15 protein-coding genes are annotated in these 12,641 nt (G+C 66.6%); 10 read left to right on the plus strand and 5 right to left on the minus strand.

The genetic code is table 11. The annotated features are described in order from the left end of the window. Positions 1-4: 4 nt before the first annotated feature. The 6 genes from AC1DSC_RS05770 to AC1DSC_RS05795 are packed head-to-tail and all read left to right on the plus strand — an operon-like array spanning position 5 to position 3,514. Complete coding sequence (locus tag AC1DSC_RS05770; RefSeq protein WP_012747477.1) at positions 5-571, plus strand: RNA polymerase sigma factor; 567 nt, start codon at positions 5-7, stop codon at positions 569-571. Beyond that, entirely contained in the window at positions 568-996 is a 429-nt protein-coding gene (locus AC1DSC_RS05775; RefSeq protein ID WP_012747476.1) for a DUF3619 family protein, read from the plus strand. Before AC1DSC_RS05770 ends, AC1DSC_RS05775 begins: the two co-directional genes overlap by 4 nt. Positions 997-1,016: 20 nt before the next feature. Next, complete coding sequence (locus AC1DSC_RS05780) at positions 1,017-1,907, plus strand: DUF3106 domain-containing protein (RefSeq protein WP_012747475.1); 891 nt, start codon at positions 1,017-1,019, stop codon at positions 1,905-1,907. Positions 1,908-1,921: 14 nt separating this feature from the next. Then, entirely contained in the window at positions 1,922-2,488 is a 567-nt protein-coding gene (locus AC1DSC_RS05785; protein ID WP_026284176.1) for an RDD family protein, read from the plus strand. Continuing rightward, positions 2,485-2,892: a diacylglycerol kinase gene (locus tag AC1DSC_RS05790; RefSeq protein WP_012747473.1), complete on the plus strand. Its 408-nt coding sequence runs from the start codon at positions 2,485-2,487 to the stop codon at positions 2,890-2,892. Before AC1DSC_RS05785 ends, AC1DSC_RS05790 begins: the two co-directional genes overlap by 4 nt. A 31-nt stretch (positions 2,893-2,923) precedes the next feature. Beyond that, positions 2,924-3,514: an LOG family protein gene (locus tag AC1DSC_RS05795; RefSeq protein WP_012747472.1), complete on the plus strand. Its 591-nt coding sequence runs from the start codon at positions 2,924-2,926 to the stop codon at positions 3,512-3,514. Between the two features lie 24 nt (positions 3,515-3,538). Here the strand turns inward: AC1DSC_RS05795 and AC1DSC_RS05800 are convergent, their stop codons facing one another. Both AC1DSC_RS05800 and AC1DSC_RS05805 read right to left on the minus strand, forming a co-directional pair. Further along, on the minus strand, positions 3,539-3,877 hold the full coding sequence (locus AC1DSC_RS05800; protein ID WP_012747471.1) for a P-II family nitrogen regulator: 339 nt from the start codon (positions 3,875-3,877) through the stop codon (positions 3,539-3,541). Then, complete coding sequence (locus AC1DSC_RS05805) at positions 3,874-5,568, minus strand: NAD+ synthase (protein ID WP_012747470.1); 1,695 nt, start codon at positions 5,566-5,568, stop codon at positions 3,874-3,876. Before AC1DSC_RS05805 ends, AC1DSC_RS05800 begins: the two co-directional genes overlap by 4 nt. A 19-nt stretch (positions 5,569-5,587) precedes the next feature. On the opposite strand from AC1DSC_RS05805, the gene AC1DSC_RS05810 reads away from it, so the two are divergent. Continuing rightward, complete coding sequence (locus AC1DSC_RS05810; RefSeq protein ID WP_012747469.1) at positions 5,588-6,769, plus strand: GNAT family N-acetyltransferase; 1,182 nt, start codon at positions 5,588-5,590, stop codon at positions 6,767-6,769. Between the two features lie 30 nt (positions 6,770-6,799). On the opposite strand, the gene ppa is transcribed toward AC1DSC_RS05810, so the two are convergent. Beyond that, positions 6,800-7,327 carry an inorganic diphosphatase gene (gene ppa / locus AC1DSC_RS05815; protein ID WP_012747468.1) on the minus strand — a complete coding sequence of 176 codons (528 nt, stop codon included), beginning with the start codon at positions 7,325-7,327 and terminating at the stop codon, positions 6,800-6,802. 254 nt (positions 7,328-7,581) lie between these two features. Between ppa and AC1DSC_RS05820 the strand changes: the two genes are divergently transcribed. Both AC1DSC_RS05820 and AC1DSC_RS05825 read left to right on the plus strand, forming a co-directional pair. Next, complete coding sequence (locus AC1DSC_RS05820; RefSeq protein WP_012747467.1) at positions 7,582-10,110, plus strand: sodium-translocating pyrophosphatase; 2,529 nt, start codon at positions 7,582-7,584, stop codon at positions 10,108-10,110. Then, positions 10,110-10,478 (plus strand): nuclear transport factor 2 family protein, encoded by a 369-nt coding sequence (locus tag AC1DSC_RS05825; protein ID WP_012747466.1) that lies wholly within the window; start codon positions 10,110-10,112, stop codon positions 10,476-10,478. The genes AC1DSC_RS05820 and AC1DSC_RS05825 overlap by 1 nt, the downstream gene beginning before the upstream one ends. Before the next feature lie 19 nt (positions 10,479-10,497). On the opposite strand, the gene AC1DSC_RS05830 is transcribed toward AC1DSC_RS05825, so the two are convergent. Continuing rightward, the gene (locus AC1DSC_RS05830) at positions 10,498-11,112 is read right to left on the minus strand and encodes a TetR/AcrR family transcriptional regulator (RefSeq protein ID WP_012747465.1); all 615 of its coding nucleotides are present in this window, start codon (positions 11,110-11,112) and stop codon (positions 10,498-10,500) included. A gap of 113 nt (positions 11,113-11,225) precedes the next feature. On the opposite strand from AC1DSC_RS05830, the gene AC1DSC_RS05835 reads away from it, so the two are divergent. Further along, entirely contained in the window at positions 11,226-12,062 is an 837-nt protein-coding gene (locus AC1DSC_RS05835) for a metal-dependent hydrolase (protein ID WP_012747464.1), read from the plus strand. On the opposite strand, the gene AC1DSC_RS05840 is transcribed toward AC1DSC_RS05835, so the two are convergent. Next, positions 12,056-12,637, minus strand: a complete 582-nt coding sequence (locus tag AC1DSC_RS05840; protein ID WP_012747463.1) for a hypothetical protein — start codon at positions 12,635-12,637, stop codon at positions 12,056-12,058. The two genes, AC1DSC_RS05835 and AC1DSC_RS05840, sit on opposite strands and share 7 nt — an antisense overlap. Between the last annotated feature and the right edge of the window lie 4 nt (positions 12,638-12,641).

Genomic DNA, 12,641 nt, shown 5'->3' on the forward strand with positions numbered 1-12,641 from the left:
TCGCTTGGCCACTGAACAAGAACTTTCCGACTTTCTGAAGAGCGTCGAACGGCGCGCTTTCAAGCGCTCGGTCTACCACGTGCGGGACGAGGAAGCCGCGCTCGACATCGTGCAGGACAGCATGATGAAGCTGGCGCAGCACTACGGCGACAAGCCGCCGGAAGAGCTGCCGATGCTGTTCCAGCGCATTCTTTCGAATTGCACCCTCGACTGGTTCCGCCGTCAGAAGACCCGCCGCGCCCTGTTCTCCAACCTCGGCGACTTCGAATCTGCCGGAGACGACGGAGATTTCGATCTGCTGGAGAACTTCGTCTCGCCAACCGACTCCAGAGAAACGGAGAGTGCCGAGGACACGACCCGCCGCGCCCAGATCTTCCACGAGATCGAAGAACAGATCGCGGCTTTGCCAGGTCGTCAACGCGAGGCTTTCCTGATGCGTTACTGGGAAGAAATGGATGTGGCGGAGACGGCCGCTGCAATGGGCTGCTCCGAAGGCAGCGTCAAAACCCATTGTTCGCGGGCCGTGCACGCCCTGAGCAAGGCGCTCAAAGCCAAGGGAATTTCGCTATGAACACTAAGGTTCCAACCTCTTCTTTTGCTGCCGAGGATCAATTCGGCCGGCGCATCGCTGCGCGGCTGTCCGAGGGCAACCAGGAGCTACCGCACGACATCGGCGAGCGGCTGCGGGTCGCGCGCGCGCAAGCCGTCGCCATGCGCAAGCAGGCACCCCAGCTGCGGGCGGCCTCGACGGTCATGCAGTCCGGCCATGTGGCAACGATGGGCGGCGGCTGGTGGACCCGCATCGGCTCGGTGGTGCCCCTGCTTGCACTGGCTGCAGGGCTGATCACCATCAGCGTGATGCAGGACGAGGACCGGGCGAGCGAATTGGCCGAAGTCGATTCCGCCCTGCTGACGGACGATCTTCCCCCTGCCGCCTACACCGACCCTGGTTTTGCCCAGTTTCTCAAGGTCAAGGCGGATGGCGCTTCCGACTGAGTCATTTCTCTGTTGAACGAATGCGACGCCCTCCCGTTTCCCGCACCGATACGCCTCGCCCGCTGCGCCCGCCAACGTCGGGCGCTGTCATTTGGGCGGGTGTCCTTGCCGCCGCGTTGTTCGGCCTGACGCTCGCCAGCGCCCAGACGCATTCGGAGCAGCCGCTCAAATCCGCCGGCAGCGGCGCACAGGCGGCGGGTTCGCCGCCATCCGCCTCGAAAACCGCCCCGGCCACCCGGCCGTACTGGAGCGAACTCAGCGCGAAGCAGCAGCAGGCGCTGCGGCCGCTCGCGCCGCACTGGCACGCCCTGAACCCGGGGCACAAGCGCAAATGGCTGGCACTGTCACGCAACTACGCGAACATGTCGGCCGATGACCAAGCCACCTTGCACAGCCGAATGATCGAATGGGCCGCCCTGAGCAATCAGCAGCGGGCCCAGGCGCGCCTCAACTTTGCCGAGGTGAAACGCGTCCCTGCCGACGAACGCAAGGCCAAGTGGGAGGAGTACCAGGCCCTGAGCGAGGAAGAAAAGCGCCGGCTGGCGGAGCGCGCGCCCGCCAAGCCGCGCGGCGCTGCCATTCCGGTGCGCCCGGTTCCTGCGCAGAAGCTGGTGACGGTGCCGGCCGTGACGCCGGCGGGGCAGCACACCCCCCGCATCATGCTGGCCCCGCCTGCCGCTTCCGTGCCAGCCACGGTGCCCGCCGCCATCATGGTGGCGTCCCCGCCGGAACGCATCCCGTCCGCCGTCTCCGCGCCCTCCCCATCCGCCACCATGTCGCAGCCGACTCCGGCCGAGGCCCAGGTACCCATGCCATCATCGGCGGCCGCCCCGGTTTCGCCGCCATCGTCGCCATCACCGTCCGCCTCCAACCCTGCAGGCCGTGGCGCCGAGCAGCCCTTGCCCCCCTGATTCCCAAGGTTTCGATGGCTTCAAATTCTTCCGAGTTCTCGGAATCGAATCCCTCTTCATCGCTCGCAGATACCCCCTCCAGCGCTCCTCTTCTGATAGTGCCCGGCCTGTGGCGGCGAATGGCATGCTGGCTGTATGAAGGCATGCTGCTGTTCGCCGTGGTGTTCGTTGCGGGCTGGCTGTTCAGCACGCTCGGCCAGATGCGGGACGCCATGGATTCCCGCCGGCACCTGCTCCAGGCCTTCCTGTTCGTGGTGTTCGGCGTCTATTTCGTCTGGTTCTGGACCCGGGGCCAGACGCTGGCCATGAAGACCTGGAACATCCGCATCGTCGATGCGCACGGACGCCCGCTCACCCAGGCCCGCGCGCTCCTGCGCTACCTGCTCAGCTGGATCTGGTTCCTGCCGCCGCTGGCCGCCATCGCGCCTTTCAAGCTTTCGGGCGGAGAATCCACGGTGCTGATCTTCGGATGGGTCGCCGTCTGGGCATTGCTGGCGCGCTTTCACCCCGAGCGCCAGTTCTGGCACGACGCCTGGGCCGGTACGCGGCTCATAACCTCCAAGCCGATGAGCCGCCGATGAGTGCCCTGCCCAAGCTTCCCGACCCCGCCGTGAACCCGCAAAAGGCCCGCAAGGGCCTCGAGCGCGTGTGGCATGCCACCCTGATCTCGCTGCACGGCCTTCGCGCGGGCTGGAGCGAGCCGGCGTTCCGCCAGGAAGCCATCATGGCCGTCGTGATGATCCCGGCGGCCTTCTGGCTCGGCCGCAGCTGGGTCGAAGTGGCCCTGCTCGCCGGCAGCGCCATCCTCGTGATGATCGTCGAGCTGCTCAACACCGCAGTCGAAGCCGCCATCGACCGCATCGGCCCCGAATGGCACGACCTCTCCAAGCGCGCCAAGGACATGGGCAGCGCCGCCGTGCTGCTGTCGCTCACCCTGTGCGGCGGCATCTGGCTGGCGGCGCTGTGGCATCGCTTCGCGTCATGAAGATGCCCGCCGCACGAGGCATGATGGCGGCATGAATCCTGAATTTTCGATCTGTGTGTATTGCGGTTCGCGACCCGGCGAGCGAGTCGAGTTTTCCAAGGCCGCGGAAGCGGTCGGCCAGTGGATCGGCGCGCACCGCGGCCAGCTGGTCTACGGCGGCGGACGCACCGGCCTGATGGGCACGGTGGCCGAGGCCACCCGCAACGCCGGCGGCCGCGTGGTCGGCATCATTCCCAAGGCGCTGGTCGACCGGGAACTGGCCAATCCCCTGTGCGACGAGCTCCACGTGGTCGACACCATGCACGAGCGCAAGGCCATGATGGGCGAGCGCGCCGACGCCTTCGTCGCGCTGCCGGGCGGCATTGGCACCTTCGAGGAACTGTTCGAGATCTGGACCTGGCGCCAGCTCGGCTACCACGACAAGCCCACCGGCATCCTCAATACCGCCGGCTACTACGACGGCCTGCTGGGCTTCCTGGCGCACAGCGTGCGCGAGGGCTTCATGGGCGATTGGCAGATGGAACTGATCCGCACCGGCACCAACCCCACCGAACTGCTCAGCGCGCTGCGCGCCGAGGTGCCCCTGCACCCCCGCAACGACCGGCTGGCCGAAAACCTGTAGCGCGCTTCCCGGAGCGGGCCTTTTTCAGACGGCGTTCTCGTTTTCCTCGCCGGTGCGGATGCGCACGATGCGCTCCACGCCGGTGACGAAGATCTTTCCGTCGCCGATCTTGCCGGTGCGCGCGGAATTGACGATGGCTTCGATGCAGCGCTCCACGTCGCCTTCGTTGACGACCACTTCCACCTTCATCTTCGGCAGGAAGTCGACCACGTATTCCGCACCACGATAGAGCTCGGTGTGCCCCTTCTGGCGTCCGAAGCCCTTGACCTCGGTCACTGTGAGGCCGGTAACGCCCACCTCAGCCAGGGCTTCGCGTACGTCCTCGAGCTTGAAGGGTTTGACGATGGCGGTGATCTGCTTCATGGTTTTTGCGCTCCGGCGGTTTCGTTGAACTTGCTGGTGATAGGGTAACGCCAATCCTTGCCGAAACTCCGGTGGGTCACCCGAATGCCCACAGGCGCCTGGCGCCGCTTGTATTCATTGATCTTGATGAGCCGCGCAACCCGCTCGACCACCGCGCGCTCGTAGCCGGCGGCGATGATCTCGTCGATGCCCTCGTCGTCCTGCATGTAGCGTGCCAGGATGCCGTCGAGGATGTCGTAGGGCGGCAGGCTGTCCTGGTCGGTCTGGTCAGGCCGCAGCTCGGCGCTCGGGGGCCGCGTGATGATCCGGTCGGGAATCGGCGAGGCGCCGGTGCCGTACGGGTCGTGCGCATTGCGCCAGCGGGCCAGCGCGAACACCGTGGTCTTCAGCAGGTCCTTGATGACCGCGAAGCCGCCCGCCATGTCGCCATAGAGCGTGCAGTAGCCGGTGGCCATCTCGCTCTTGTTGCCGGTGGTGAGAACGATCGAGCCGAACTTGTTCGACAGCGCCATCAGCAGCGTGCCGCGGATGCGGGCCTGGATGTTCTCCTCCGCCGTGTCCTCGGGCAGGCCCTTGAACTCATCAGCGAGTGCGCCCTTGAACGACTCGAAGGTGTGCTTGATCGAGATCTCGTCGTAGCGCACGCCCAGGCGGGTGGCCATTTCGCGCGCGTCGATCCAGCTGATGTCGGCGGTGTAGGGCGAAGGCATCATGACGGCGCGCACCTTGTCCTTGCCGAGTGCATCGACCGCGATGGCAAGCACCAATGCGGAGTCGATGCCGCCCGAGAGCCCCAGGATGGCGCCAGGAAAGCCGTTCTTGCCGATGTAGTCGCGCACGCCCAGTACCAGTGCATCCCACAGCTGGGCTTCCGCTTCGCGCGGCGCAGCGATGGCCGAAGGCGCCGCCACCACTTCCACGCCCTGGGGCGAGCGCTCCATCTGCATGAAGACCAGGCTCTCCTTGAAACTCTCGGCCTGCATGGCCAGCGCGCCATCGGCCTGCAGCGCAAAGGAGGCGCCATCGAAGACCACTTCGTCCTGCCCGCCCACCAGGTGCGCATAGACCAGCGGCAGCCCGACGGCGCGCGCCCGGTCGGCCATCCGCGCCACGCGCTCGCCTTCCTTGCCGACGTGGTACGGCGACGCGTTGATGACGGCCAGCACTTCGGCACCCGCCGCGCGGGCCAGTTCGGCCGGTTCGTCGAACCAGGCGTCCTCGCAGATCAGCACGCCCACCGAGACGCCGCCGGCCTCGAACACGCAGGTGCCCTGCCCCGGCGTGAAATAGCGGCGCTCGTCGAACACCTGGTAATTCGGCAGCTCGCGCTTGGCGTAGGTTTCGAGGATGCGGCCTTCCTTGATCACGCTGGCGGCGTTGTAGCGCATCTGCACTGCCACCGAGCGGCTGCGCAGGCTGCCGCCGGTCGGATGCCCCACCACCACGACCATGTCTTTGAGATCGGCCAGTGCGGCGGCAATGCCTTTCACGGCATCATCGCAAGCTTCGGTGAAGGCGGGACGCAGGAAAAGATCCTCTGCCGCATAGCCGGCGATCGAGAGTTCGGGCGTCAGCAGAAGGCGTGCACCTTGGGCGTGGGCCTGGCGCGCGGCATCGACGATTTTCCTGGCGTTGCCGGCGAGGTCGCCCACCACAAAATTGAGTTGCGCGATGGCGAGCTTGAGCGTCATACGGAAGGAAGAAAAAGGCTTGAACGATTATGTCATTCGGGTGGTGGCGTCGCTGTCGGACCTGGACCCGAAAGCATGGAACGCCCTCCTCGCGGCCGAGGCGCAGCCCTCGCCCTTCATGCGCCATGAATACCTTTCGGCATTGCACGACAGCGGCAGCGCCTCGCCCGAAAGCGGCTGGATGCCGCAGTTCATCACCCTGTGGCGCGGCGAGGAACTGCGGGCGGCCTGCCCGGCCTACATCAAGACCCACTCCTATGGCGAATATGTCTTCGACTGGGCCTGGGCCAACGCCTACGAGCAGCATGGGCTTGCCTACTATCCCAAGGCGGTGGTGGCCGTGCCGTTCACGCCGGTGCCCGGCGCACGCCTGCTGGCGCGCGATGCGCAGGACCGCACGCTGCTGGTGCAGGCACTGGTGGCCTGGTGCAGGAAGGAAGAACTGTCGTCGCTGCATCTGTTGTTCGGCGCGGACGCCGACATTGCCGCCTGCACCGAAGCGGGCCTGATGCTGCGCAACACGGTGCAGTTCCACTGGACGAATGCCGCCCCGGGGGAATCAGGCGAGACAGCCGGCTACGCGGACTTCGAAGCCTTTCTTGCCAGCCTGTCGCACGACAAGCGCAAGAAGATCCGGCAGGAGCGCCGCAAGGTGGCCGAGGCCGGCGTGACCTTTCGCTGGTCGCGCGGCGCAGACATCGCCCGGTCGGATTGGGATTTCTTCTACCGCTGCTATGCGCGCACCTACCGCGAGCATGGCAACCCGCCCTATCTTTCGCGCGACTTCTTCCAGCGCATGGCCGACACCATGCCCGAAGCCTGGCTGCTGTTCGTCGCCGAGCGCGGAGGAAAGCCCATCGCGGCGAGCCTGATCGCGCTGTCCACCCACGGGGACGACGCGCTGGTGGCCTATGGCCGCTACTGGGGCGCCGTGGAGCGCGTCGACTGCCTGCATTTCGAGGCCTGCTACTACCAGCCGCTGGCCTGGTGCATTGCCCACGGCGCCCGGCGCTTCGAAGGCGGGGCGCAGGGCGAGCACAAGATGGCGCGCGCATTGATGCCGGTGAAGACCACCAGCGCGCACTGGCTCGCGCACCCCGGCTTCGCCGACGCGGTCGAACGTTTTCTCGAGCGCGAGGGCGAAGGCATCGAGAACTACATGGACCACCTGGGCGAACGCAGCCCCTTCAAGGCCGGCTGAGCAGCCGGCCGCGAACACCCGGGAAGCCGCTTACTTCTTGTAGGCGGCGATGCCGTCGACGATTTCCTTCTTGGCCGCGTCGATACCTTCCCAGCCCAGCACCTTGACCCACTTGCCGGCTTCCAGGTCCTTGTAGTGCTCGAAGAAGTGGCTGATGGCCTTCAGGCGCATCGGGTTCACGTCGTCGACCGACTTCCAGTGGCTGTAGATCGGCAGCACCTTGTCGGTGGGCACGGCCAGCACCTTGCCGTCGACGCCGGCTTCGTCCTCCATCATCAGGATGCCCAGGGGGCGGCAGGGCACGACCACGCCCGGCAGCAGCGGGTACGGCGCGATCACCAGCACATCGACCGGGTCGCCGTCGCCGGAGAGGGTCTGCGGCACGTAGCCGTAGTTGGCCGGGTAGTACATCGCCGTCGTCATGAAGCGGTCGACGAAGATCGCGCCCGATTCCTTGTCGACTTCGTACTTGATCGGGTCGGCATTCATCGGGATTTCGATCACGACATTGAAGGCGTCGGGGATGTTCTTGCCGGGGGAGACTTTGTCGAAGGACATGACGTTTTCGAGTAGTTGAAAAGTATGAGGGGAGATGGGGACAAACCCGGAGTTTACTTTCCGTGTCACGGCCCGGTCGCACGCGTTCTTGTTTTTGCCTGTAAATTGCACCCGTTGGCCAATCGGCTCCGCACCTCGGTGCTGCGAGCTTCGAGGAAGCAACGCGACGGAAAACCTGGGTCCCGTACGCGTTGCGCGCAGGACCCATGCTGTCCGTCTCCACTAGTCACAACGAACGAATGGAGAAGCAAAGCATGATCGGCAACACCCCCCTGATACTCGCCATCGTCTGCGGCCTCGTGGCCGTCGGCTACGGTTTCTGGGCCCGAAGTTGGATTCTCGCCAAGGACCCGGGCAACGCGCGGATGCAGGAAATCGCGGCCGCCATCCAGGCCGGCGCATCGGCCTACCTCGCCAAGCAGTACACCACCATCGCGGTGGTCGGCGTGGTCCTGGCCATTCTCATCGGCATCTTCCTGGACGCGACCACGGCCATCGGCTTCGTGGTGGGCGCGGTGCTTTCGGGCGCCTGCGGGTTCATCGGCATGAACGTGTCGGTGCGCGCCAACGTGCGCACCGCGCAGGCGGCCACGCAAGGCATCGGCCCGGCGCTGGACGTCGCATTCCGCGGCGGCGCCATCACGGGCATGCTGGTGGTGGGGCTGGGCCTCCTGGGCGTCTCGGTCTTCTACTGGTTCCTGGCGGGCAACGGCAACCTCACGCCGGACCGCAGCCTCTCGGCCATCCTCAATCCGCTGATCGGCTTTGCCTTCGGCTCCTCGCTGATCTCGATCTTCGCGCGGCTGGGCGGCGGCATCTTCACCAAGGGCGCCGACGTGGGCGCCGACCTGGTGGGCAAGGTCGAGGCCGGTATTCCGGAAGACGACCCGCGCAACCCGGCGGTGATTGCCGACAACGTGGGCGACAACGTCGGCGACTGCGCCGGCATGGCGGCCGACCTGTTCGAGACCTATGCCGTCACGCTGATCGCCACCATGGTGCTGGGCGCGCTGATGGTCACGGCGGCGCCGCTCAATGCGGTGCTCTATCCGCTGGCACTGGGCGGCGTGTCGATCATCGCGTCGATCATCGGCTGCTTCTTCGTCAAGGCCTCGCCGGGCATGACCAACGTGATGCCGGCGCTCTACAAGGGGCTGGCGGTGGCGGGCCTCCTGTCGCTGATCGCGTTCTGGTTCGTCACGAGCTGGCTCATCCCCGACAACGCCATTGCCCCGAGCGGCAGCCAGCTCAAGCTGTTCGGCGCCTGCTTCGTGGGCCTGGCGCTCACGGCCGCGCTGGTGTGGATCACCGAGTACTACACCGGCACGCAGTACAAGCCGGTGCAGCACATCGCGCAGGCTTCCACCACGGGCCACGGCACCAACATCATCGCGGGCCTGGGCGTCTCGATGCGTTCGACGGCATGGCCGGTGATCTGCGTCTGCGTGGCCATCATGGCCTCATATGCGCTCGCCGGGCTGTTCGGCATTGCGGTGGCCGCCACGGCCATGCTGAGCATGGCGGGCATCGTGGTGGCGCTCGACGCCTACGGTCCCATCACCGACAACGCCGGCGGCATCGCCGAGATGAGCGAGCTGCCCGACAGCGTGCGCGCCGTGACCGACCCGCTCGATGCCGTGGGCAACACCACCAAGGCCGTGACCAAGGGCTACGCGATCGGCTCGGCCGGCCTCGCCTCGCTGGTGCTCTTTGCCGACTACACCCACAAGCTGGAGAGCTTCGGGCTGAACATCAGCTTCAACCTGAGCGACCCGATGGTGATCGTCGGCCTGTTCATCGGCGGGCTGATTCCCTACCTGTTCGGCGCCATGGCCATGGAGGCCGTGGGCCGGGCGGCCGGCGCGGTGGTCGAGGAGGTGCGCCGGCAGTTCCGCGAGATCCCCGGCATCATGGAAGGCACCGGCAAGCCCGAGTACGGCAAGGCCGTGGGCATGCTGACCGGCGCGGCCATCAAGGAAATGATGATCCCCTCGCTGCTGCCGGTGGTGGTGCCGATCCTGGTCGGGCTGGTGCTCGGGCCCAAGGCGCTGGGCGGCCTGCTGATGGGCACCATCGTGACCGGCCTGTTCGTCGCCATCTCGATGTGCACGGGCGGCGGCGCATGGGACAACGCCAAGAAGTACATCGAGGACGGCCACCACGGCGGCAAGGGCTCCGAGGCGCACAAGGCGGCCGTCACCGGCGACACCGTGGGCGACCCCTACAAGGACACGGCCGGCCCGGCGGTGAATCCGCTGATCAAGATCATCAACATCGTGGCGCTGCTGATCGTGCCGCTGGTGGTCAAGTTCCATGCCGGCGATGCGGCCGCGGCCGTGCCGCACAAGGTCGAGATGCCTCCGGCAGCGACCGCGCCGGCCGCCGCTGCCCAGCCCTCCGCGCCCGCAGCGCCGGTGGCGGCAGTGGCCTCCGGCACCGTGGCAGCCGCCGACGCCGCGGCCGTGAAGGTCGAGAACGGCGTGGTGAAGTTCTACTTCGAGAGCGGCAAGGCCGAGGTCGCGCCCAATGCCAAGGAAGCACTGGCCGATGTCATCAAGGCCGTGCAGAGCGGCAGCGTGCTGCTCGTGAGCGGCTACCACGATGCAAGCGGCGATCCGGCCAAGAACGCCGAGCTCGCCAAGCAGCGCGCCGTGGCCGTGGGCGATGCGCTCAAGGCCGCCGGCGCCCCCGCGGACAAGATCGAGCTTGCCAAGCCCGAGCAGACCCAGGCGGACGGGCCCGCGAGCGAAGCCCGCCGCGTCGAAGTGAAGGTCAAGGCCTGATGCCCATCACGGAAAGACTCGAGGCCTTCATTGCCGCCGTGGAAAGCGGTGCGCACGCCCAGGCCATCGAGGACTATTACACCGAGGACGCGACCATGCGCGAGAACCAGGCCGAGCCCCGGCGCGGCCGCAGCGCGCTGGTTGCGCGCGAGCAGGCGACGCTGGACCGCACCGCCTCGGTGGTTTCGACCTGCGTGCGCCCGGTGTTCGTGAACGGCGACCACGTGGTGATCCGCTGGGTCTTCGATTTCCGCTTCAAGGACGGCAAGGCCATGCGCATGGAAGAACTCGCCTGGCAGCGCTGGGAGGGCGAGCGCATCGCCCAGGAAGAGTTCTTCTACGATCCGGCGCAGGCCAGGCCCACCTGACGCTCTTTGCTAGCTGGTACTACCTGGCGCTCTCCGCCGCCACCGCGCGCACCAGGCGCGTGGCCGGCGGCACCAGCTGGCCGAGCTCACCCACCCGGTCCTGTTCGATGGCCTGCAGCACCAGTTCGTTGATGCCGCCCACCACGGTCATCGCCATTTCGCTCGTCAGGTGCGCCGCGGGGCCGTTGTTGATGGCCGCCTGGATGAAGCCGGCGATTTCGCCGTTCACCCGGCGCCGCGCCGCCAGCCCCGGCATGCCCAGGCCGAGGATCTCGACGAACAGTGTGCGCAGCAGCGCCGGATCCTGCGCAAGGTAGTCGAAATACGCGGTGATCGCCCGCTCCACCTGCGCATGCCAGGGCTGGGCCGGATCGAAGGCTTCGCTCACCGCGCGCAGCGCCAGCTTGCTGGCTGCCTCGTACAGCGCGATCAGGCACTCCGACTTGGTCGTGAAATGCTCGTAGAAGGTGCGGCGCGACACGGCGGCCTCGCGCACGATGTCGGCAATGGTGGTGTCCGCGTAGCCCTTGGCGGCCACGGCGCGCGCCATGCCTTCCAGCAGCCGGGCGTAGTGCTCGTGGGCCGGCTCTGCGGAGGCGGCCTCAAGGGCTGGTTTTTCAGTCGCGATGCTCATGGAAAAGACATTGTCCTCCGCATTGGTACTTGACGGTACCAGCCGTGGCGCGCACCATTCCAGGAAATTGGTACGAATGTGTACCGCATCGCATTTTCCAAGGAACATCCGCCATGGCCGACCTTGTCGTGCGCCGCCTTCTGATCGACCTGCAAACGCCGTTCGGCCGCAACTGGTGCGGCGGCAACGCATTCTCCACCGCCTTTTTCAATGCGCTGTCGATGAGCTTTCCGTTCGGCGAGCAGTTCTTCATCGATGCCGTGCGCGACGCCGCGGCCACGCTGCCGGCGCAAGCACAGGAAGCGCTTCGCGCCGACGTGCGCGGCTTCATCGGCCAGGAGGCTACGCACCGGCGCATTCATTCGCTTTTCAACACCCACCTGCAGGACCAGGGCCTGGTGGACGGTTGGACTCCCCGCGCCGCCAGGCGCATGCAGTTGCTGGAGGGCGCCGATCCGCGCCATGCGCTGGCAGCCACCGCAGCCACGGAGCACTTCACCGCCATGTTCGCCGAATGGCTGCTCGCCCACCCCCAGGTGCTCGACGGCGCCGAGCCGCGGCTGCGCACCATGTGGCTCTGGCACAGCGCCGAAGAGCTGGAGCACAAGGCCGTGGCGTTCGACATCTACCAGGCTGCGCAAGGGTCCGACGCCTGGCGCAGGCGCTGGTTCCGGCGCGTGACGCTGATGTTCCTGGGCGACCTCATGCGCCAGACCGCCGACAACCTGCGCCGCGAAGGCCAGCTGTGGAAATGGGCGACCTGGAAGAGCGCCGCGCGCATCCTGCTTGGCAAAGGCGGCCTGCTCAGAGGCAACCGGCAGGCCTGGCGCAGCTACTTTCGCGCCGATTTCCATCCGGCGCAGCAGGACAGCAGCCTGTCGGCACGCTGGCTCGAGAACAACCGCGCACACTACACGGCGGTAGGCGCGGCGGCCGAGGCTCTTCAGTAGAAACTGGCCCTGTGGCTGGGGGGAGTGGCGGCGGCCCGCTGTTCGGGGCGCATTGCCAGGTCGTGCAGGGTGTCGAAGTCCGAAGGGGCATCCGGAATGCGCATCACGGTTTCCTGCTCGGTCAGCGAGGCCACCCAGAGGCCCGCGGCCGAGTCGGCGGGCTCGTCGTTGGCAAAGGTGCCGTCGCGGATGTAGAGGGTTTCGCCGTCGGGGCGTTCGGCGTGCAATTCGATCAGGCGCGAAATCGAAAAGTTGTAGGTCACCAGCTTTTCACGCGTCAGGCGGTCCTTGCCGCCGCAATTGAACGAGCCTTCCGCAGCAATGACGATGCAGGAGCCCTCCACGCCCTCGTCGACATGGCTTCCGGTGCGCCAGACGGCGTTCGGAAGGCGCGCGCGCACCTTGTCGATCACCAGGTCGCGCTGCTTGTTGAGGCTGCCCAGCGGCGGAACCAGCGAGCGCAATTGGCGCAGGCGCTCCGCAAAGATGTTGTCCATGAGGAATTCCACATGGTGCGTCGCACTGCCGGAGGAACGCTTGACCACCTGCATGACCACGTGGCGCGACTTGTTCATTGCA

This window comes from Variovorax sp. 01N425, assembly GCF_056399465.1.

What these genes read in the sequence shown, in the direction of transcription:
- AC1DSC_RS05775 (WP_012747476.1), top strand. Translation starts at nt 568, where the DNA reads ATGAACACTAAGGTTCCAACCTCTTCTTTTGCTGCCGAGGATCAATTC.
- AC1DSC_RS05780 (WP_012747475.1), top strand. Translation starts at nt 1,017, where the DNA reads ATGCGACGCCCTCCCGTTTCCCGCACCGATACGCCTCGCCCGCTGCGC.
- AC1DSC_RS05785 (WP_026284176.1), top strand. Translation starts at nt 1,922, where the DNA reads ATGGCTTCAAATTCTTCCGAGTTCTCGGAATCGAATCCCTCTTCATCG.
- AC1DSC_RS05790 (WP_012747473.1), top strand. Translation starts at nt 2,485, where the DNA reads ATGAGTGCCCTGCCCAAGCTTCCCGACCCCGCCGTGAACCCGCAAAAG.
- AC1DSC_RS05795 (WP_012747472.1), top strand. Translation starts at nt 2,924, where the DNA reads ATGAATCCTGAATTTTCGATCTGTGTGTATTGCGGTTCGCGACCCGGC.
- AC1DSC_RS05800 (WP_012747471.1), bottom strand. Translation starts at nt 3,877, where the DNA reads ATGAAGCAGATCACCGCCATCGTCAAACCCTTCAAGCTCGAGGACGTA.
- AC1DSC_RS05805 (WP_012747470.1), bottom strand. Translation starts at nt 5,568, where the DNA reads ATGACGCTCAAGCTCGCCATCGCGCAACTCAATTTTGTGGTGGGCGAC.
- ppa (WP_012747468.1), bottom strand. Translation starts at nt 7,327, where the DNA reads ATGTCCTTCGACAAAGTCTCCCCCGGCAAGAACATCCCCGACGCCTTC.
- AC1DSC_RS05820 (WP_012747467.1), top strand. Translation starts at nt 7,582, where the DNA reads ATGATCGGCAACACCCCCCTGATACTCGCCATCGTCTGCGGCCTCGTG.
- AC1DSC_RS05825 (WP_012747466.1), top strand. Translation starts at nt 10,110, where the DNA reads ATGCCCATCACGGAAAGACTCGAGGCCTTCATTGCCGCCGTGGAAAGC.
- AC1DSC_RS05830 (WP_012747465.1), bottom strand. Translation starts at nt 11,112, where the DNA reads ATGAGCATCGCGACTGAAAAACCAGCCCTTGAGGCCGCCTCCGCAGAG.
- AC1DSC_RS05835 (WP_012747464.1), top strand. Translation starts at nt 11,226, where the DNA reads ATGGCCGACCTTGTCGTGCGCCGCCTTCTGATCGACCTGCAAACGCCG.
- AC1DSC_RS05840 (WP_012747463.1), bottom strand. Translation starts at nt 12,637, where the DNA reads ATGAACAAGTCGCGCCACGTGGTCATGCAGGTGGTCAAGCGTTCCTCC.